The organism is Phyllobacterium sp. 22552 (genome assembly GCF_052044585.1).
In the GTDB taxonomy this organism is placed as follows: Bacteria; Pseudomonadota; Alphaproteobacteria; order Rhizobiales; family Rhizobiaceae; genus Phyllobacterium; species Phyllobacterium ifriqiyense.
In genome coordinates this window covers 105,477-125,534 of record NZ_JBQENG010000002.1, presented here as the reverse complement: position 1 = coordinate 125,534, position 20,058 = coordinate 105,477, and the positions used below count along the sequence as shown (strand labels likewise).

The window sequence follows — 20,058 nt, the reverse complement described above, 5'->3', positions numbered from 1 at the left end:
CCTTTGTCACATTTGTCGCCCAATTGCGTCAGCAACATCCGGCGTTCGCCAATGTGATACCGGATATGGAAAACCCTTCGGGGGTTGGTGTTTTCCGCAACACGACCTGCATAAATTCAAGTGCAGCAATGTTAAATGCCAACTGGGTAAAATGGATTCCGGATACAGATGATACGCTTGATCGGATATTTTTTCGGAATCGGCACGGTGATGGCACTGCTGGGTGCCGCAGGCGTGGCACTTTACGTTGTCAGTATTTCCAAGGATTTGCCGGACTACGAGGTTTTGGCGAAATACGAACCGCCAGTTATGACGCGGGTTCACTCATCGGACGGGCAACTGATGGCGGAGTTTGCCCGGGAACGCCGGCTATATCTGCCAATTCAGGCAGTTCCGGACCGGGTGAAGGCCGCCTTTATCTCAGCCGAAGACAAGAATTTTTATCAGCATCCAGGTGTCGACATCAGCGGTTTGGCGCGCGCCATTGTCGTAAATATCCAGAACTGGGGTGCACGGCGTCCTGTCGGCGCTTCGACCATCACGCAACAGGTCGCCAAGAATTTTCTTCTCAGTAACGATCAGACCATTGGCCGGAAGGTCAAGGAAGCCATTCTTTCGTTCCGTATTGAGCAAGCCTATTCAAAGGACCGTATTCTTGAGCTTTATCTCAATGAGATTTTCTTCGGCTTGAACTCATACGGTATCGCCGGAGCGGCGCTCACCTACTACAACAAGTCAGTCAATGAACTGACTATCGCGCAGGCAGCCTATCTTGCCGCGCTGCCAAAGGGCCCTTCGAATTATCATCCCTTCCGCCAGCCAGATCGCGCAATTGAGCGCCGAAACTGGGTTATCGATCGCATGGCTGAAAATGGCTATGTGACGATGGAAGAAGCTAAGGAAGCAAAGACTGAGCCTTTGGGTGTAACACCGCGTCACACGGGCAATTACCTCTTTGCGTCGGAGTATTTCACTGAAGAAGTGCGCCGCCAGATCATTCAACGTTATGGCGAGAATGCATTGTATGAGGGCGGACTGTCTGTCCGTACCACCCTTGATCCCAAAATGCAGGTTCAGGCACGCGCCGCGTTGCAGCATGGCCTCTTCAAGTTTGACGAAGGCAAAGGCTATCGTGGCGCATATAAAACCATTTCGACAGCAGGTGATTGGGGTATTCCACTTTCCGAAATCAAAGAGTTTTCGGACGTCCCGGATTGGAAGCTAGCCGTTATTCTGGAAGTTACACCGCAGCAGGCGGTAATCGGATTGCGACCGGAACTGGATGCATCTGGCAAAGTTGTGCAGGAACGCACACAGGGCACAATAGCTGCTGATGATGTCAAATGGGCGTTCCGCATCATAGACGGTGACAAGCGCACCACTGCCAAATCGCTGGAGGGTGTGTTCAAAGTCGGCGATGTCGTATTTGTCCAGAAAAAAGAAGGCAGCGAGGCTGAATTCGATCTGCACCAAATTCCCAAGATTGAAGGTGGTGCTGTTGCGATGGATCCACATACAGGACGTGTTCTCGCAATGGTTGGCGGTTTCTCCTTCGCTCAATCTGAGTTCAATCGCGCAACGCAGGCCATGCGCCAGCCAGGTTCTTCCTTCAAGCCGTTTGTTTACTCAGCAGCGCTCGATAATGGATATACACCGGCGTCCGTGGTTCTCGACGGACCAATCTCGGTTGACCAAGGTGGAAGCCTCGGCGTTTGGGCACCGAAGAACTACAGCGGCAAATTTGCTGGACCATCGACTCTGCGCTACGGCATTGAACAGTCTCGCAATTTGATGACTGTTCGCCTTGCCCAGGACATGGGCATGAAGCTCGTTGCGGAATACGCCGAACGCTTTGGCATTTATGACAAAATGCTGCCAGTTCTGGCAATGTCACTTGGATCGGGCGAAACGACGGTCTTGCGTATGGTAACTGGCTATTCAATCATCGCCAATGGTGGTCGCAAGATCACGCCTTCCATGGTTGACCGCATTCAGGACCGCTACGGCAAGACTGTGTTCAAGCACGACGAACGCAAATGCGAAAAGTGCTCCGCTGAACAATGGAATGGTCAGGACGAACCGGAACTGATCGATGATCGGGATCAGGTGCTCGATCCGATGACTGCTTATCAGATTACTTCCATGATGGAGGGCGTGGTCCAGCGCGGCACTGCCACTATTCTTAAGAGTCTGAACCGTCCGATTGCTGGAAAGACCGGAACGACGAATGATGAAAAAGACGCCTGGTTCATAGGCTTTACGCCTGATCTCGTTTTCGGCGTTTATCTCGGGTACGACAATCCTCAGCCCATGGGGCACGGTTTTACAGGTAGCGGTCTTGCTGCTCCCGTATTTAAGGCCTTTGCTGAAGCTGCCTTGAAAGATCAAAGGTCAGTTGACTTCCGGGTACCCGACGGGATGACGGTTCTGCCTATTGATCGTAAAACTGGTATGCAGGCGTCCGAAGGTGGTGCCAATGTCATAATGGAGGCTTTCAAGCCGGGTACTGGCCCAGCAGGCAGCTATTCAGTTATCGGCATGGATACTTTCTCCGAAGGTTCACCTGTTGAAGTTCAGTCACCTAACGTCAACCGCGCAATACAGGGCGGCGGCGGCGGACTCTTCTGATCCTCAAATCCTTGTGTCTTGGTCGAAGTTTTCAAGACTTTACATCGCGCGGACCAGTCAATATGGTCCGCCGAAATTTGAATGAACTTTAAGGAATAATACCCCATGCGCGCCGAAATCGAGACGCTGGTCGATGAGATCAAGCAGGCCATAAGCCTGCTGAGGAGGCATCTTTGACTGGGATACTTCAATCAAACGTTTGGGCTATCTGAACCAGCTTGCAGAAGATCCTGCGCTATGGAACGATGCGCAGGAAGCACAAAAATTGATGCGTGAGCGTCAACAGCTCGAAGACAGCATCAATTCCATTCGTACATTGTCGCAAACACTCGAAGACAACATCGAGTTGATCGCCATGGGCGAAGAGGAAGGCGACAAGTCCATTGTCGACGAAGCTGAGGCCGCTATCCGCGACATTAAAACCGAAGTCGACAGGCGTCAGATTGATACACTCCTGTCAGGCGAGGCCGATGCCAACGATACCTATGTCGAAGTGCATTCCGGTGCCGGTGGTACCGAAAGCCAGGACTGGGCTAATATGCTTTTGCGCATGTATACGCGCTGGGCGGAACGTAAGGGCTATAAGGTGGAATTGCTGGAAGTTCATTACGGGGAAGAAGCAGGTATTAAATCTGCGACAATTCTCGTTAAGGGACACAATGCCTATGGTCTCATGAAGACAGAGTCGGGTGTGCACCGGCTGGTCCGTATTTCGCCTTACGATTCGAATGCACGTCGGCATACTTCGTTCTCCAGCATTTGGGTCTACCCCGTTGTTGACGATAATATCGACATCGCGGTTACGGAAGCAGATGTGCGTATCGACACATATCGTGCGTCTGGTGCCGGAGGCCAGCACGTAAACACTACCGATTCTGCAGTGCGTATCACGCACATTGCCACTGGAATCGTTGTGCAGTGTCAGGCTGAACGTTCGCAGCATAAGAACCGCGCAACCGCATGGTCAATGTTGCGCGCGCGGCTTTATGAAGCTGAATTGGAGAAGCGCGAACAAGCGGCTGACGCCATTTCCGCTTCGAAAACCGATATTGGTTGGGGGCATCAAATTCGCTCATACGTTCTTCAGCCTTATCAATTGGTGAAGGATCTGCGCACAGGCGTTGAAAGCACCAGTCCTCAGGATGTGCTCGACGGCGAAGTCGATATGTTCATGGAAGCCGCACTTGCGCACCGGGTGCATGGTACCGATGTCGAAGTGGAAGATATCGCCTAAGGATTACTATAGCTCGGCTGCAATCTGGCGGCCGATGCTGAGAAAGCTGGCTGGGTTTACAGCATTACCGCTTTTGCGGACTTCGTAGTGAAGGTGAGGGCCAGTCGATCGCCCGGTGCTGCCAGCTTTGCCAATGACATCGCCGATATTGACTTGTTGCCCAGGTGCTACAAGAATCTGGCTCAAGTGGCCATAGCGCGTCGAAAGACCATTATCGTGGTCGAGATCAATCATGTTACCATAACTGCCATTATAATCGGCAGCAGTGACTGTTCCCTTGGCCGTGGCATAGACAGAACTTCCACTTGCCGCTCGAAAATCCATGCCGGAATGGAATGCCAATAGCCCGAGCAGGGGGTCTCTGCGGATACCGAATGAGCTGGAAACCGGCATGCCTGGTACAGGATGAGCGATGGGAGTTGAGTTCGCCAGTGTTTTAGCTTGCTCGAGCTCTACAAGCGCAGCATCAAGATCAGAAATATTTGACTCAAAATCGGTAGCCTGGCTCGCATTTGCCAGGATCAACGGCCCTCCGGTGCCAGCCCGCTCGCCGAGCGCAGGAGAGGTTATACCTGCATTTGCAAGTGCGCCTTTAATTGAATTCGCGCGTTCATAAGCCTTAATTGATAATGCCTGCAATCGCTTGGCTTGAAGTGTTTCAAGTTTACCAAGTGAATAATCAACACGGTCGAATAACAGCTCAGCCTTATCAACGCCAAGCTTTGACGGCTTACCTTGGGTCGGGACGATCTTCCGGCTCGTTGTCGTTGGACCTGTAATAATGGGATCAATTCCATAATATCCATCGGATTCTTCTGAATCAATGCCGGGAACAGTGTTGTCGGCCCGAAGCTGTAAGGGGAGGCTTTCGCTCGCGCGTTGGAGCACAGGTGCCAAACGATTATTCTGTTCGCTCAATATTTTCTGGCGATCAATGAGTTCGCTTATTTTGCCTTCCATAAGCTTCTGATCGAGCATTTGGCGGCTTGTTACCCGATCCAGCTGCGTTCGAAGCGCAGCGATGCGATCCTCATAAGCCTGTTGCAGACGTGCTTGGCGTGCAACACTGCCGTGGATCAGGTCGTCACGAAAGACCAGATAGGATGTGGCCAACAGATAGCAAGCAGCCAGTCCGATCGCGAGGGTCCCCACCGCAATCGCCATCCAAGGTTTCAAAGTGAAATGGCGAATGGTATCGCCCCGCGCGACAATAATCGTGTGGGGCTCATTTGCGCCGTTGAAGATACGTTGATTTTGAAGTTTCTTCACTGGCTACACCATTGTTAGCAGCTTCAATCTTTCAACTATTAGACTTCAGTAAGGTTAATAAACTCTAATAAAGTGCAAGATATCAATGCTTTCGATGGCTGTCAGGCAATGAGAGCCTTGGTTTCTTGCAATACTTCGGCTGCGTGACCAGGAACTTTGACCTTGTTCCAAATTTTTGCGATTTTGCCGTCGGCACCAATGAGAATTGTTGTACGTTCGACTCCCATATATTTGCGGCCATACATGCTTTTCTCAACCCAGAGGCCATATGCATCAACAATCTTTTTGTCTTCATCCGCGACCAGAGCGATTTTCAGATCGTGCTTGGCGATAAACTTGTCGTGTTTTTTAACGGGGTCAGGCGACATGCCGATGACCTTTGCTCCCAACTTTTCAAATTCGGTTTTCAGTCCAGAAAATTCAATGGCTTCTTGTGTACAGCCGCTGGTATCATCCTTGGGATAAAAGTACAGAACTACAGGGCCGCCGCGTAGCGCTGACAATGTGATCGCGCCACCACCATCTTTCGGCAACGTAAAATCCGGAGGGGTGTTACCAATTTCGAGAATTGTCATAGGAATGCCTTTCTTTGATTCTTGTGTGCAGTCTTCAATTACGCAACTATAGCGAGGTACGGGAATCATCTACGGTTTCCCAATTGATTCCTCAATTGGCTTGGGAATTTGACAGAGAAACCGGAAAAAGTCCGCTTTACAAAGCGTGATTTCACTAAGCTGCACAAGCACCCGTCTGCCAGCACTCAAGCTCAGGCGCCTGTTGCCACTTTGCGCCGGCGATCGCTTCTGCACAAGCTCACAAGTGCTTGTATTTCCTTTATTATTCTTTTCGCTGTGCTTGCTGGGATAGCATTTGCAGTGCTGCTTGCCGGTATAGGCGGAGAAGCGCTGACACAGCGTGCCGAACAAGCTCTGAAATCGGTCGCAGGTCCCGATGCGTATGCGACAATCCAGTCAGCGCAAATCTCACTTGATCAGCGCCGGCATGTGGCTTTGGAAGCTCGCAATGTCAATATTACCGATAACAAGCGCGGGATCGCGATCAGTAATGTGCGCGCGGTGCGTATTGGTCTGGCGACCTTGCCCTTGCTTCAGGGCAAGGTGCGCGTGCAACGTTTGGAGCTCGAAGGCGCTCAAATAAAGGTAACGTCACACGCGCCGTTCGATTTCATGAGCCTTGTTCCCAAGGATGAACGCGGACTTATTGATCTGGACGGAGCAGCGGCGGCGATTTTTACCGGTCTGGAAAGCGCAGTATCATTACTTGATCAACGTGAGACGCGGGATATTTCCATCTTGGACACTGCGTTTGACTTCACTTTAGCCGGTGAATCAAAGCGCTTGCGCATAGTAAAGCTTGATCTGTCAGAGACCGGTGGCCCTGTGTCCATCGAGGGAATTGTCGAGTGGGAAGGCAAAGAGATTGAAGTATCTGCGCAGGCGAAGAGGTCAGCCACCGGTGGAAAAATCGAGGCTTTCTCACTGGCAATCAACAAGATCCCGCTGGCCGCAAAGCTCGGAACCGCGCCCGTCCCGGATATTGATGGGATCAAGCCGGACGGAGCTTACCTTTCTTACGACAATGTTTCCGATCTGAAGCTTGATGGTATCGCAGCAAATGCCACCGGGTCAGCAAGACTCTGGGGAACTGTCAATATTGGAGAAGGACCTGTCACTATAGGCAATGTTGATGACATGACCGTTGCCTCTGTCATTGCGTTTGAACACGTCTCCGGTTCGGATAAAATCGAGATAAAACCTTCGAGACTTCATTTTGGTGCTTTTGACGGCGTGCTCGAAGGAGCGATCGGACCAGAGCCAGCTAAAATAGACGGCAGTGCCGCCTCGAACCCCGGTTACCGGTTCGAGCTTGTAACAGAACGGGCCAAATCCGCGCCACAGGATTCGACCGAACAACCACTGATCTTCAATGCCAGGGTCGCTGGCCGATATGATCCCACAGTGAAACGGCTGGATGTTTCCGAAATTGCTGTTCGCAGTAATGATGAAAGCGAACTTTACGGACAGGCAGGAGCAACGTTCGGGCAGGGGTCGCCTGCCATGAATTTAAATTTGCGAATTCCCCAAATGCCCGTTTCGCAGGTTAAGCAATTATGGCCGATTTGGGCGGCTACCGGAGCACGGCGTTGGGTTCTCGACAACCTTTTCGGCGGCACAGCGAAAGATGGTCGTATTGATGTCGCATTCCAGGCAGGGCATTTTGACGGTCCTGGAAAACCTCCACCTTTAACCAAAGATGAGGTTCAGGTTGATTTTGCTGTCGAGCATTCGCGGTTTGATATTGTCGGCGACTTGCCGCCGGTGCGCGACGCCAATGGAAAGATTAGCGTGCGTGGTGCCTATACAACCATCACGCTTGAAAAGGGATCGTCCTTCACGCCGAATAATCGAGAGGCGCGGATCATTAATGGCAAGCTTATCATTCCGTGGGGTCCGCAAAGGCCAGTATTGTCAGAGCTTGATCTTAATCTGGAGGGGGATGCCTCTGCTGTTGCCGAAATTATTGGTTTCAAGCCAATAAATGGTTTGAAAAGTCTGCCTTTTGGTCCGGACGACATCAAAGGCAATGTGAAGTCACATGTATTGGTAACATTTCCAGTCACCAGGCATTCGCCGCCAGGTAGTCTTAAATGGTCCGCGGATATGCAACTGTCCGATATCTCGATCGGAAAGAAAATCGATGGCCAAAAGGTAGATAATGCCAATGGCAGCTTGTTTGTTACCCAGTCGGAAGCGCGTATAGATGCAGAGGCGGAGCTCAACGGTGTGCCAGCTGAAATCGAGCTTTTCGAGCCTTTGGGCGATAACACCGCCCAACGTGAACAGAAAGTTACGCTTAAGCTCGACGATAAAACCCGCAACACTCTTTTCCCGGCGCTCACCCCGCTTCTGTCTGGGCCAATTTCTGTAGATATTGAAAAAGCGCCTAATGGCTCAAAGCTCGCGGTGGCAGATTTGAGCAAGGCCGAGATCAGATTGGCGCAACTCGGCTGGACGAAGGGAGCTGGCGTCAAAGCGAGTGCAAAGTTTGCTATCAAACAGGACGGCGACAATGTGGAAATCAGCAATCTCGATGTGGCTGGAGACACATTCCGCCTCCGAGGTGATGTGAGCGTCGTCAATGGTGATCTGACAACTGCGGAATTCAGTACAGCTAAACTCAATCGCGGCGATGATGTTGCAGTGAAAGTTACGCGGACCCAGTATGGTTATCGTGTCGATGTGAAAGGCGATACATTCGACGCAAGACCTCTGCTCAATCAGATTACCGAGCGAAAACAGCGTGGCGAAAGCGCCAATGCGGGCGGTAAACAACGTATTCTGGTCAATGCAGACATAGGTTCTGTTACCGGATTTTATTCAGAAGATCTCAGCAACGTGTCGCTGTCTTATGAGGGGGTGGGGACCGCTGTTTCCGGCCTCGCGTTCAACGCATCGACGAAGGCCGGTCGAAAGATATTTGCGGCTGACAGCTCCGAAAGCGGTTCCCGCTCCATAAGTCTGCAGTCGAAGGATGCCGGTGCCGTGCTCCGTTTCTTTGGCTTTTACGACAAGATGCAGGGTGGCGATATCAATGTAACGCTGGATTCTAAAGGCGATGGGCCGTTGCGCGGTCAAATTGATGCGCGAAATTTCACGCTTGTCAACGAGCCAAGACTGGCAAGCCTTGTGTCGTCTTCTCCTAATGGAACAAGTCTCAATGAGGCAGTGAAAAAGAATATCGATGTTTCGACAGTTACATTCGAGCGCGGTTTCTCCCAAATCGAAAAGGGAGAAAACTATATTAACTTGGCAAACGGGGTTATCCGCGGCTCCACTATCGGAACGACTTTTCAAGGTGTATTAAGCGATCCCAGCGGAAATATGGCTCTCACGGGTACCTTCATGCCAGCCTATGGCCTTAATCGTATATTTGGCGACTTGCCCGTATTGGGTTTGTTTCTAGGGAATGGTCGTGATCGGGGCTTGATAGGCATCACCTACAAATTGGTGGGGCCTCTGAAGCAACCTCAGATCATCGTCAACCCGATTTCGGTAATTGCACCGGGTATTTTCCGCTCAATATTCGAGTTTCAATAGTTTTCCTCGAAGTTTGTGCGTGACTTTGAACACGCACAAACATCGGCATTTTACTTACGCTGGGCGAACCAGAATATGCTTCTTCTTGCCGAGCGATAATTTGATTACGCCATCAGTCGTCACTTCGGATGCTCCGACTTGGAGTTTTTCCTCTGAGACGCTCACATCATTCACACGTACGGCACCGCCTTGAACATGGCGGCGCGCTTCACCGTTTGATGCTGCGAGGCCAGCTTTAACCAGAAGGGTGAGAATGCCCACTCCAGTTTCCAAGTCGCTGGCAGCGACTTCGACAGTCGGCAGATTGGTTGCCAGCGCACCTTCTTCGAAAGTTTTGCGAGCGGTCTCAGCCGCATCTTGGGCTGCTTGTCTGCCATGCAACAAAGCCGTAATTTCCGTTGCAAGAACTTTCTTGGTTTCGTTGATTTCCGCACCACCCAACGCCCCGAGCCGTTCAATTTCATCAAGTGGTAAGGTCGTGTAAAGCTTGAGAAAGCGGGTTACGTCGGCGTCTTCTGTGTTACGCCAATACTGCCAGAAATCGTATGGGCTAAGCAGGTCCGCGTTCAGCCAGATCGCACCATTCATCGATTTGCCCATTTTGGCACCCGAAGAAGTGGTCAACAAAGGTGAGGTCAAGGCATATAGCTGCGGCGTGCCAAGGCGATGGCCCAGATCAATGCCATTGACAATATTTCCCCACTGATCCGAGCCGCCCATCTGTAATCGAAGTCCGTACCGCTTGTTAAGCTCGACAAAGTCATAGGCTTGCAAAATCATGTAGTTGAATTCGAGGAATGAAAGCGATTGTTCACGATCAAGCCGCTGTTTGACAGAGTCGAACGACAACATGCGGTTGACGGAAAAATGCTGACCCACATCACGCAGGAACTCAAGGTAGTTGAGAGGCATCAGCCATTCAGCATTATTGACCATAAGGGCATCCTGCGGGCCGTCGCCAAAATTCAGGTAATTGGTAAAAACCTGTTTGATGCCGTTAATATTGTTTTGGATAATTTCAGGCGTCATCAGTTTGCGCGCTTCATCCTTAAACGAAGGGTCGCCAACCATACCTGTGCCACCACCCATCAGCGCGACAGGTCTGTGCCCCGTCTTCTGCATCCAATGCAGCATCATGATCTGAATCAAACCGCCCGCATGCAGGCTGGAAGCTGTAGGATCAAAGCCGATATAAGCCGATACAGTTTCCTTGGTGAACAGTGCATCCAGACCCGCATCATCGGAGGTCTGATGGATGAACCCACGCGTGGAAAGCGTATGCAAGAATTCGGATTTGAAGGCAGACATAGATTTATTCCTGATTAGATCGGCGCTGCGAAAGAAGCGCTACGAGGCGTCTGTGCTTTTTGGGCAATGTGTGACGCGCCCGAATTTTCAGGGCGCGTCATCTAGTGGCTTAACGTAGACGTTTAGGCTTGGCTTCGACCAATTCCCCATTGAGGCGACGGTCGAGATAGTCAGAGCATTCAGCAATAACTTCATCAGTCATGCCGGAAAAGAAGTGGTTTGCTCCAACCATCGTTTTCTGAGTGATGGTTATGCCTTTTTGCGTCTTCAGCTTGTCAACCAGCCCTTGTACATCCTTGGGTGGTGCGACCTTGTCCTGATCGCCATGGAGAATCAGACCGGATGAGGGGCAGGGCGCCAGGAACGAGAAGTCATAGGTATTGGGTTGCGGCGCAACGGAGATAAAACCTTCGATTTCAGGACGGCGCATAAGTAACTGCATGCCAATCCAGGCGCCGAAAGAATAACCCGCAACCCAGCATGTTTTTGAGTCCGGATGTAGGGATTGCACCCAATCAAGCGCTCCTGCAGCGTCAGACAGTTCGCCAGAACCATGATCGAATTCACCTTGGCTGCGCCCAATGCCACGAAAGTTAAACCGCAGTGTCGTAAAACCGCGCTGCTGAAACATGTAGAAAAGATCATAGACGATCTTATTATTCATCGTGCCGCCAAACTGCGGATGCGGATGCAGGATGATGGCTATAGGAGCATTTTTTTCCATAGAAGGCTGATAGCGGCCCTCAAGGCGTCCCGCAGGTCCATTGAAAATTACTTCAGGCATGTATACTCCAGTCTTCGCCAACGGGTGCTTCTTGACCAGCCGGGCTTGACGGCAATCAATAGCGCCCATAAAACCAGTTTAGAACCGTTCAAAACTGGTGTAGAAACTATATCGAAGCGGCTTAATAGGCTGGTCTGAGGTGCAATTTCAAGAAAATTGCGCTTTAAGACCACATTGATCGCAAAAGAACAGGATTTGACCGCGTATGGCCCGCAACCGCGCCTATTTCGACTACAATGCTAGCGCCCCGCTGATAACAGCCGCGCGCGATGCAATTGTCGATGCGCTGGCATTGCCGGGTAACCCTTCATCGGTACATATGGAGGGCCGTGCCGCTAAAGCAACTCTGCAAGCTGCCCGACGCGACGTGGCAGGACTCGTAAACGCCAAACCTGATCATGTATTCTTTACATCGGGGGCAACCGAGGCAGCTTCAACCCTTCTAACACCGCAATATTTGATGGGACGTGCAGAAATGCGCCTGTCCAAATTATATGTCAGTGCAAGCGAGCATCCTTGCATACTTGCTGGTGGTCGGTTTGCAGCGGAACGGATTGAAATTATCCCCGTTGACGGCAGTGGTTTGTTGAATTGTGATCGGTTGCGGGAACTGTTGGCACTTCATGATCGCAACGAAGGCTTGCCGTTAGTGGCCGTACAAGCAGCCAATAATGAAACCGGTGTTTTGCAACCAATTGCAGAAATCGGCGCTCTGGTAAAGCAGTTCGGCGGTGTATTTGTCGTGGATGCCGTCCAGGCTGCTGGTCGAATTGCATTAGATATTACAACGAGTTCCGTGGATTACTTCATTTTGTCAGCGCACAAGATTGGTGGTCCTAAAGGAATTGGGGCAATTATCGCCTTGTCAGACTTGATCATGCCCAAGCCGCTTATACGTGGTGGAGGGCAAGAAAAAGGGCATCGTGCCGGAACTGAAGCCTTGACGTTGATTGTTGGCTTTGCAGCTGCTGCGCGAATTGCGCGCGAGCGCCTTGAGCAGGGCGGTTGGCCCGTTTTACAGCGGGACAAGATTGAGCGTGGTATTCGTGTCATTGCTCCAAATGCAATAATCTACGGTTCGGATGTAGAACGGCTCCCGAATACGACCTTCTTTTCCTTGCCACACGCCAAAGCAGAAACGGTGCAAATAGCTTTTGATCTGGCAGGGATCGCCTTATCTGCGGGCTCTGCGTGCTCATCCGGTAAAGTTGGCCCTAGTCACGTTCTGGCAGCCATGGGGCATGGCGACGGTACCGGAGGGATTCGTGTGTCTACCGCGCCGGACACGGATGATGATGACATCGAATTATTTCTCGATGCGCTGAAGAAAATCGTTATTCGAAGCGACCGTTCGGGAACCGCCGCTGCTGATGCAGCATAAAAATTTCAATTATTGACGTTTTTCGTCGATAGTTGCAAAAAATCCGGTAAATGCCGGTGTTAAATCGTGCGAATGCACATTACATAAAGGCAAATATTCAAGACGACATACTGCCTTGACGTTTGCAACTGCGGGACCTTGAACCCCGCGAGGATGGAGAACGCCAATGCCTGCAGTGCAGGAAACCATTGATCGGGTCCGTACGCTTGACGTGGACCAATATAAGTATGGCTTTGAAACGCTTATCGAAATGGATAAAGCGCCAAAGGGCCTGAACGCCGACATTATCCGGTTCATCTCAGCCAAGAAAAATGAGCCAGAATGGATGCTGGAATGGCGCCTTAAAGCCTATGAGCGTTGGTTGACGATGGAAGAGCCCACATGGGCCCGGGTCAACTATCCCAAGATTGATTTTCAGGACATGGTTTACTACGCCGGTCCGAAGAATCAGACAGGCCCCACCTCGCTTGCTGAAGTCGACCCGGAGCTTCTGCGTACCTATGAAAAATTAGGTATTCCGCTGAAGGAGCAGGAAATCCTAGCCGGTGTCCGCAAGGTCGGTGAACCAAGCCCAAGCGATGAAGACGAAGAAGCCAGTGACAACGTTTATAAATCAGGCCGCGTTGCAGTTGATGCCGTGTTCGACAGCGTCTCCGTTGTAACGACATTTAAGGCCGAGCTGGCAAAAGCGGGTGTCATCTTCTGTTCCATTTCCGAAGCCATTCGTGAGCATCCGGAACTGGTGAAGAAGTATCTTGCCACGGTCGTTCCAGTCTCGGATAATTTTTATGCGACGCTGAACTCGGCGGTCTTCACGGATGGTTCGTTTGTCTATGTACCCAAGGGTGTGCGTTGCCCGATGGAACTTTCCACTTATTTCCGTATTAACGAGCGCGATACAGGCCAGTTCGAACGTACATTGATCATCGCTGAGGAAGGCGCGTACGTGTCCTATCTGGAAGGATGTACCGCACCGCAACGTGACGAAAACCAATTACATGCCGCAGTCGTCGAACTGATTGCACTGGACGATGCCGAGATCAAATACTCAACCGTCCAGAATTGGTTTCCGGGCGATGCGGAAGGCAAGGGCGGCATTTACAACTTCGTCACCAAGCGTGGTGATTGCCGCGGTGTCAATTCCAAGATTTCCTGGACGCAGGTTGAGACGGGCTCAGCGATCACTTGGAAATATCCGTCAGTTATTCTACGTGGTGATAATTCACGCGGCGAATTCTATTCGATTGCAGTTTCCAATGGCCATCAGCAGATCGATAGCGGCACCAAGATGTTGCATCTTGGCAAAAACACATCAAGCCGCATCATCTCTAAAGGCATTTCCGCAGGTAAGTCTAACAATACCTATCGCGGTCAAGTTTCCGCCCATCGCAAGGCTGAAAACGCGCGTAACTTTACCCAGTGTGACTCGCTGCTGATCGGCAATGATTGCGGTGCGCATACGGTGCCATATATCGAAGCGAAAAATGCGACGGCTCAGTTCGAGCATGAAGCCACAACGTCGAAAATTTCCGAAGATGCGTTGTTCTATGTGATGCAACGCGGCATTCCCGAGGAAGAGGCGATTGCCTTGATCGTTAATGGTTTTGTCAAGGAAGTCATTCAGGAATTACCGATGGAGTTCGCCGTTGAGGCCCAAAAACTGATCGGTATCAGTCTCGAGGGGAGCGTCGGATAATGGCCGTAACCGTCACGAAGGAAGAACTGGATCGGCTACGCAAGCGCTATAAAGAGCTTGGCGATGTCATCGATGAACTGACCGATACGCTCGGTCGGGCTTCCACCGCGACGGAACGTGTCCTCGAACCGGAACTGATGAGAGCTCGCAAGGAGCTTGTTTCGGTGGTCGAGCGCCTCAAAAGCTTAAGTGGCGAAAGTTCGTCATAGCTCGGCGCCGACTACCATAAAATTTAACTGGGATCACGAGTGTGGATCCACGGAATATCAAAGGGTACTAAAATGCTGGAAATCAGAAATCTCCATGCGAAGATCGCAGACACAGATACCGAAATCATTCGCGGTCTTAATTTGACGGTGAAGGCTGGTGAAGTTGCGGCTATCATGGGACCGAACGGGTCGGGTAAGTCAACTTTGTCCTATATTCTTGCTGGCCGTGACGATTATGAAGTTACTGAAGGCGATATTCTTTATAATGGCGAGTCCATTCTGGAACTTGATCCAGCCGAGCGTGCCGCAAAAGGCATCTTTCTGGCATTCCAGTATCCGATGGAAATACCTGGCGTAGCAACGATGGAATTCCTGAAAGTTGCTCTGAACTCGCAGCGCAAGGCGCGCGGTGAAGAGCCTTTGAAGATTCCTGAATTCATTTCACGTGTTAAAACAGCAGCTGGATCGCTCGACATGGATCTGGCAATGCTCAAGCGTCCCCTGAATGTTGGTTTTTCGGGCGGTGAGAAAAAGCGTGCTGAAATCCTGCAGATGAAACTGTTGGAGCCAAAGCTTTGCGTGCTCGATGAAACAGACTCTGGGCTTGACATTGATGCTCTAAAGATCGTGTCCGACGGCGTGAATGCACTGCGCTCGCCTGATCGGGCCGTGATAGTTATTACCCACTATCAGCGTCTGCTCGACTATATCGTGCCAGATAGCGTGCACGTGCTTTACAAAGGCCAGGTCATCAAGTCTGGCGACAAGAATCTTGCACTTCATCTCGAAGAGAATGGCTACGCCGATATCATCGGTGAGGCCGCTTGAGGATTGATGTCATGAATGTTCACACAGGGCGTCAGCCCACTGCAGCGGAATCGGCTTTGGTCGACGCTTTTGTTGATCGCATGGGTGAGTTGCCTGGCGATGCCGAGGTTGTTAGTGCTCGCGATAACGCAATTGAGGCTTTGAAGACGCAAGGATTGCCATCAAGGCGCGTCGAAGCTTGGCATTATACCGATCTTCGCACTTTGTTACGCGGCATACCTGACTATGATTCATCCGCCGGTAGCGCGGCCCTACCTTCGGTTATCGCAGGATCATTAGTAGCAACTGTCTCAAACGGTACTGCGTTGAACGCCCCGAAGATTGATTCTGTCACGTTCACGAAGTTCAGCGAGTTACTCGCCAATGGTTCCGCGATACGGCATCTGGCTATTCGGGATGGCGATGACGCTATTGGTCAGATCAATGCAGCTTATGTAACTGACGGTTGGAGCATCATTGTTGACGATGGCGTCGAACTCGAAGCGCCGTTAGAGATACAAAATGCGCAGCTTCGCGGGCAGGGCCATGTTCGTTTTCCGGTTCAATTCGGAAAAGGCGTCAAGGCTACAGTCATAGAGCGCCAGACCGGCGGCGATGGCGAAGGATTTTCGACAAGCGTCAGTAATTTGACTGTTGCTGATGATGCGGAAGTAAACTGGATCATTTTGCGTGAACAGGGTGCCAATGCAACGCAGTTGGCGCAATTAACGGCGACGCTTGGCAGCAATTCAAAGCTTACACTCTATGTTGTTAATGCAGGTGGTAAGCTCGTACGCCAGGAAGTGCATGTGCTGGTAAAAGGCGAAGGCTCTGATTTCCAGTTGCGCGGCGTAAACCTCCTTGCCGGCGATACGCACACCGACGTTACTATGACGCTGGGTCATTTGGTTGAAAATACGACTTCGGTGCAGGTTGTTCGCAACGTTGTTACGGATCGTGCTCGCGGTGTGTTTCAGGGTCAGATTAAAGTGAACAGGATCGCCCAGAAGACCGATGCACGCATGGCGTGCAATACCCTTCTGTTATCCGATGACGGCGAGTTTGATGCAAAGCCTGAACTTGAAATCTTCGCTGATGATGTCGCTTGCGGTCATGGTGCAACTGTCACTGAAATCGATGGCAATCATCTGTTCTATCTAAAAGCGCGCGGAATACCAGAAAATGAAGCGCGTGGACTTTTGATCAAAGCTTTCGTTGCTGAGATTATTGAAGAACTTGAAAGCGAAGCATTGGTAGAAGCGCTTGAAGCAATTCTCGACAAATGGCTGAGCGCGCATATCTGATCGATACGCGACAATCCCAAGGACAAGTGCAGCGATCATGGATACGAAGATCATCAATAGCGGCTATGATGTAGACACGATCCGTAGGGATTTTCCGATCCTATCGCGTGAAGTCTATGGCAAGCCACTCGTCTATCTTGACAATGGCGCTTCGGCACAAAAACCGCGGGCCGTTATCGACACGATCTCACAGACCTACTCCAATGAATATTCTAACGTGCATCGGGGGCTGCATTTTCTCTCTAACGCTACCACCGACGCATATGAAAAAGCACGGGAAAGTGTCCGGCGTTTTATAAATGCCGCATCGGTTGACGAGATCATCTTCACGAAGTCAGCCACTGAAGCCATCAACACAGTGTCTTATGGTTACGGTATGCCAAATATCGGCGAGGGCGACGAGATCGTTCTGTCGATAATGGAGCATCATTCGAATATTGTTCCTTGGCATTTCATTCGTGAACGGCAAGGCGCCAAACTTGTGTGGGTACCGGTCGATGAACAGGGCGCGTTTCACGTCGAAGAATTTGAGAAGCGTCTGACGGATCGTACCAAGCTGGTCGCTATTACGCATATGTCGAATGTGCTGGGAACCGTAACGCCGATCAAAGATATTGTGCGTATCGCCCACGCGCGAGGCATTCCGGTTCTTGTCGACGGTAGTCAGGGCGCCGTGCATTTGCCGGTCGACGTCCAGGAGCTCGGTTGCGATTGGTATATTTTCACAGGCCATAAGATTTATGGTCCGTCCGGTATCGGCGTGCTTTACGGCCGCAAACAGATACTCGAATCGATGCGACCGTTTCAGGGCGGAGGCGAAATGATTGAGGAGGTGACTGAGGATTATGTCACCTATAATCATCCGCCGCATCGTTTTGAGGCCGGTACGCCACCGATAGCGCAGGCGATCGGGCTTGGCGCGGCAATTGAATATGTCGAGAAAATTGGACGCCATGCCATTTTGGCACATGAAGAAGATCTGCGCGACTATGCCCACCAACGGCTGCGCGAGATCAATTCGCTGCGTATTTTTGGCGATGCCAAAGACAAAGGTGCCATTATCTCATTTGAGCTTCAGGGCATTCACGCACACGATGTGTCGATGGTTATTGACCGTGCCGGTGTGGCTGTCCGTGCGGGAACGCATTGCGCGCAGCCGCTCTTGAAACGCTTCGGCGTAACCTCCACATGCCGTGCATCGTTTGCAATGTACAATACCAGAGACGAGATCGATGTTCTCGCCGATGCGCTTGAAAAAGCGCGAAAGTTTTTTGGGTGATGATCATGACCGATAAAGTCGAAACAGAAAATGTGGCCCTCGAAGCCGCGCCGATAGTCGACTCGGAACAAGTCTCTGCCATTCCCGCCGATGAATTGGCGCGCATGACAGATGATGTTATTGGCGCCTTAAAAACTGTCTACGATCCGGAAATTCCCGCCGATATTTATGAACTCGGCCTCGTCTATAAGATTGATATCGAAGATGATCGTTCGGTGAAAATTGAGATGACGCTTACCGCGCCGGGCTGCCCGGTTGCCGGTGAAATGCCTGGCTGGGTACAAGATGCAGTCAGCGCCGTAGAGGGCGTGAGTTTTGTCGACGTAACGATGACGTTCGATCCACCATGGACGCCAGACCGAATGTCTGAAGAAGCGCAAGTCGCCGTTGGTTGGTATTAATAAGCAGTCTTTATTTTCAATGAGTTAGACTAAAGTCTGGCTGGAATCAGCTTATTCTTTTCGATACATTACATTATTCCCGGAACAGAAATTTTCGTTCTGATTTATCCATTTTTGCTGCTTATTTTACAGTGGAATAAGAATGTTTGATGGTGTGTCTGTGGCTCGGATCCTTTTGGTCTCCGTTAGCCTCTCATTCATAATAAAAGCGTGTTGGCACAGCCACGAATTATCTGAGATATTAAATGCGGCAGATATTGCGGGCCTGTCGGACGGGCGCTGCACGTTGACCCTTTTGGCCGACGTGGCGAAGGAGCGGAAAAAACTGTTGCGCGAGACGTTGGTTTCAATGGGTTTAGCTAGCGCCGCTGTCATTATGGCAACAATATTATACTGTTATTTCGATTGATGGGCGCGATTATACCGCGCCAATGGCCCCGATCTGTGGCACTCTCTCCTGTAAATTTCTGAACGTTTCAACGAATTCATAAATCGTTTTAATGAGCCGCGTGCAGGGTATTAGACTATAGGCGTACGACTAAGGTACGGATTGTTACTGCAATTATTCCATTCTATTGCAACCAGCAGATGAGAGCGAACGTCATGCAAGGACATTTCTCTTTTAAAAGCTACACTGTTTTTGGTTGTTGGAGCGATAGTGATGACCAGTTATGTAACCTTAGCGAATATCAATTTTTTGATCACAATTTTCTTCGGTTGCTTCGTGCTGCAAGCGCTGTGGTATCGCCGAACTCTCGCTAGAAATGGCTGGGTCGGTGCTTCGGGCGCTCATGGCATCCAGCGTTTGATCATGGTGAATAGTAGCCGTGCAATGATGAAGGACAGAAAAAATCGCACCATCGACCTGCTTAGTATTGCTGCGATCATCGGAGCGGTAATCTGCTTCATCTAATCCACGAAAGAGAGTGCCGGAATTCAGGGGGCTTCACAACCTTCCGGCACACTTTCTTCCATGCTTTTTTCGGACTTTTGCAACGTGCCGTCTATCAATGAAAGCGGCACGAATGGAACGCCCTGTATGGCGGGGTTCGCAAGCTTTAGTCGATAGCAACCGTAAAAGACTTTGATTGAGCCATCTTTCTCTTCGGATTTTACCGCAATGGGTTGGCTCCAATAGGCTGATCCTGCAGCACCTTCGCCTTCCACCTTTCCAAACTGAACCGTCACCGATTTGGTATTTTCATATCCAGCCTGAAACTGTGGAAATGGCTGGGGAGGGCTTTCAGGTAAGTAATAGCTGTAAGCTCTCGCATATTCTTGTCGATTGATAGCATTGTAGTAGGATTTGATAAGAGTTTCCGGCGTGCTTCGATTATCCAGGTATTCGGGGGGCGTCTGAGTTGGACTCAGTGCCGTTTCGATTTTGGAAGATGTGTCAGACACCGCAGGTGTTTCGCTGCTTGAGGCAGGTGCTTTTGGTTCCTGTGCAATAACTGGAGCCGTGTGGAGAGCCAGCATTGCAATGCCGATAAGGACACAATAACGATTTTTCATGGTCATTGCCTTCCGTTTGTCTGTTTTCGAGCCCATGCCTATTGTGAACACTTGCAGTGACGTCCGTGTAACACTAATTATAGTGGCAGGTGAATGTTGCACCGTCTGAACAAGAAAGCTGATAA

At 50.7% G+C, this 20,058-nt stretch carries 16 protein-coding genes; 11 read left to right on the top strand and 5 right to left on the bottom strand.

Annotated features, from left to right (window positions below; genetic code table 11):
* Window positions 1-168 precede the first annotated feature (168 nt).
* Both ACTJI9_RS04690 and prfB read left to right on the top strand, forming a co-directional pair.
* A complete protein-coding gene (locus ACTJI9_RS04690) occupies window positions 169-2,628 on the top strand; it encodes a penicillin-binding protein 1A (protein WP_115051652.1) in 2,460 nt (819 codons plus the stop codon).
* 105 nt (window positions 2,629-2,733) lie between these two features.
* Window positions 2,734-3,862 (top strand): peptide chain release factor 2 gene (gene prfB, locus ACTJI9_RS04685; protein ID WP_115051651.1). Its coding sequence is split into 2 segments (ribosomal slippage): window positions 2,734-2,802 and window positions 2,804-3,862, totalling 1,128 coding nucleotides; the frame shifts between segments, so codons are not numbered across the junction.
* A gap of 6 nt (window positions 3,863-3,868) precedes the next feature.
* Here prfB and ACTJI9_RS04680 read toward each other — a convergent pair.
* Entirely contained in the window at window positions 3,869-5,131 is a 1,263-nt protein-coding gene (locus tag ACTJI9_RS04680) for a M23 family metallopeptidase (RefSeq protein ID WP_440806357.1), read from the bottom strand.
* 101 nt (window positions 5,132-5,232) lie between these two features.
* Entirely contained in the window at window positions 5,233-5,706 is a 474-nt protein-coding gene (locus ACTJI9_RS04675) for a peroxiredoxin (protein ID WP_115052174.1), read from the bottom strand.
* Between the two features lie 108 nt (window positions 5,707-5,814).
* Here ACTJI9_RS04675 and ACTJI9_RS04670 point away from each other — a divergent pair, with 108 nt between their 5' ends.
* Window positions 5,815-9,249, top strand: a complete 3,435-nt coding sequence (locus ACTJI9_RS04670; protein WP_354344646.1) for a YhdP family protein — start codon at window positions 5,815-5,817, stop codon at window positions 9,247-9,249.
* Between the two features lie 54 nt (window positions 9,250-9,303).
* On the opposite strand, the gene tyrS is transcribed toward ACTJI9_RS04670, so the two are convergent.
* The gene (tyrS, locus tag ACTJI9_RS04665; protein ID WP_440806354.1) at window positions 9,304-10,557 is read right to left on the bottom strand and encodes a tyrosine--tRNA ligase; all 1,254 of its coding nucleotides are present in this window, start codon (window positions 10,555-10,557) and stop codon (window positions 9,304-9,306) included.
* A 109-nt stretch (window positions 10,558-10,666) separates the two neighbouring features.
* Window positions 10,667-11,341 (bottom strand): alpha/beta hydrolase, encoded by a 675-nt coding sequence (locus tag ACTJI9_RS04660; RefSeq protein WP_008120868.1) that lies wholly within the window; start codon window positions 11,339-11,341, stop codon window positions 10,667-10,669.
* A 205-nt stretch (window positions 11,342-11,546) separates the two neighbouring features.
* Between ACTJI9_RS04660 and ACTJI9_RS04655 the strand changes: the two genes are divergently transcribed.
* The 8 genes from ACTJI9_RS04655 to ACTJI9_RS04620 all read left to right on the top strand — a co-directional run bounded on the left by ACTJI9_RS04655 (window position 11,547) and on the right by ACTJI9_RS04620 (window position 19,331).
* Entirely contained in the window at window positions 11,547-12,722 is a 1,176-nt protein-coding gene (locus ACTJI9_RS04655) for a cysteine desulfurase family protein (RefSeq protein WP_440806352.1), read from the top strand.
* Between the two features lie 166 nt (window positions 12,723-12,888).
* Window positions 12,889-14,418 (top strand): Fe-S cluster assembly protein SufB, encoded by a 1,530-nt coding sequence (gene sufB / locus ACTJI9_RS04650; RefSeq protein WP_115051647.1) that lies wholly within the window; start codon window positions 12,889-12,891, stop codon window positions 14,416-14,418.
* Entirely contained in the window at window positions 14,418-14,627 is a 210-nt protein-coding gene (locus ACTJI9_RS04645; RefSeq protein WP_307284406.1) for a hypothetical protein, read from the top strand. The genes sufB and ACTJI9_RS04645 overlap by 1 nt, the downstream gene beginning before the upstream one ends.
* A 72-nt stretch (window positions 14,628-14,699) precedes the next feature.
* On the top strand, window positions 14,700-15,455 hold the full coding sequence (sufC, locus tag ACTJI9_RS04640) for a Fe-S cluster assembly ATPase SufC (RefSeq protein ID WP_115051645.1): 756 nt from the start codon (window positions 14,700-14,702) through the stop codon (window positions 15,453-15,455).
* A 2-nt stretch (window positions 15,456-15,457) separates the two neighbouring features.
* Window positions 15,458-16,738, top strand: a complete 1,281-nt coding sequence (sufD, locus tag ACTJI9_RS04635; RefSeq protein ID WP_435530182.1) for a Fe-S cluster assembly protein SufD — start codon at window positions 15,458-15,460, stop codon at window positions 16,736-16,738.
* Window positions 16,739-16,775: 37 nt separating this feature from the next.
* Entirely contained in the window at window positions 16,776-18,017 is a 1,242-nt protein-coding gene (locus tag ACTJI9_RS04630) for a cysteine desulfurase (protein ID WP_440806348.1), read from the top strand.
* The gene (locus ACTJI9_RS04625) at window positions 18,017-18,418 is read left to right on the top strand and encodes an SUF system Fe-S cluster assembly protein (RefSeq protein ID WP_440806919.1); all 402 of its coding nucleotides are present in this window, start codon (window positions 18,017-18,019) and stop codon (window positions 18,416-18,418) included. The genes ACTJI9_RS04630 and ACTJI9_RS04625 overlap by 1 nt, the downstream gene beginning before the upstream one ends.
* Before the next feature lie 661 nt (window positions 18,419-19,079).
* A complete protein-coding gene (locus ACTJI9_RS04620) occupies window positions 19,080-19,331 on the top strand; it encodes a hypothetical protein (RefSeq protein ID WP_440806346.1) in 252 nt (83 codons plus the stop codon).
* A gap of 23 nt (window positions 19,332-19,354) precedes the next feature.
* On the opposite strand, the gene ACTJI9_RS04615 is transcribed toward ACTJI9_RS04620, so the two are convergent.
* The gene (locus tag ACTJI9_RS04615; protein WP_440806344.1) at window positions 19,355-19,933 is read right to left on the bottom strand and encodes a hypothetical protein; all 579 of its coding nucleotides are present in this window, start codon (window positions 19,931-19,933) and stop codon (window positions 19,355-19,357) included.
* Window positions 19,934-20,058 lie beyond the last annotated feature (125 nt).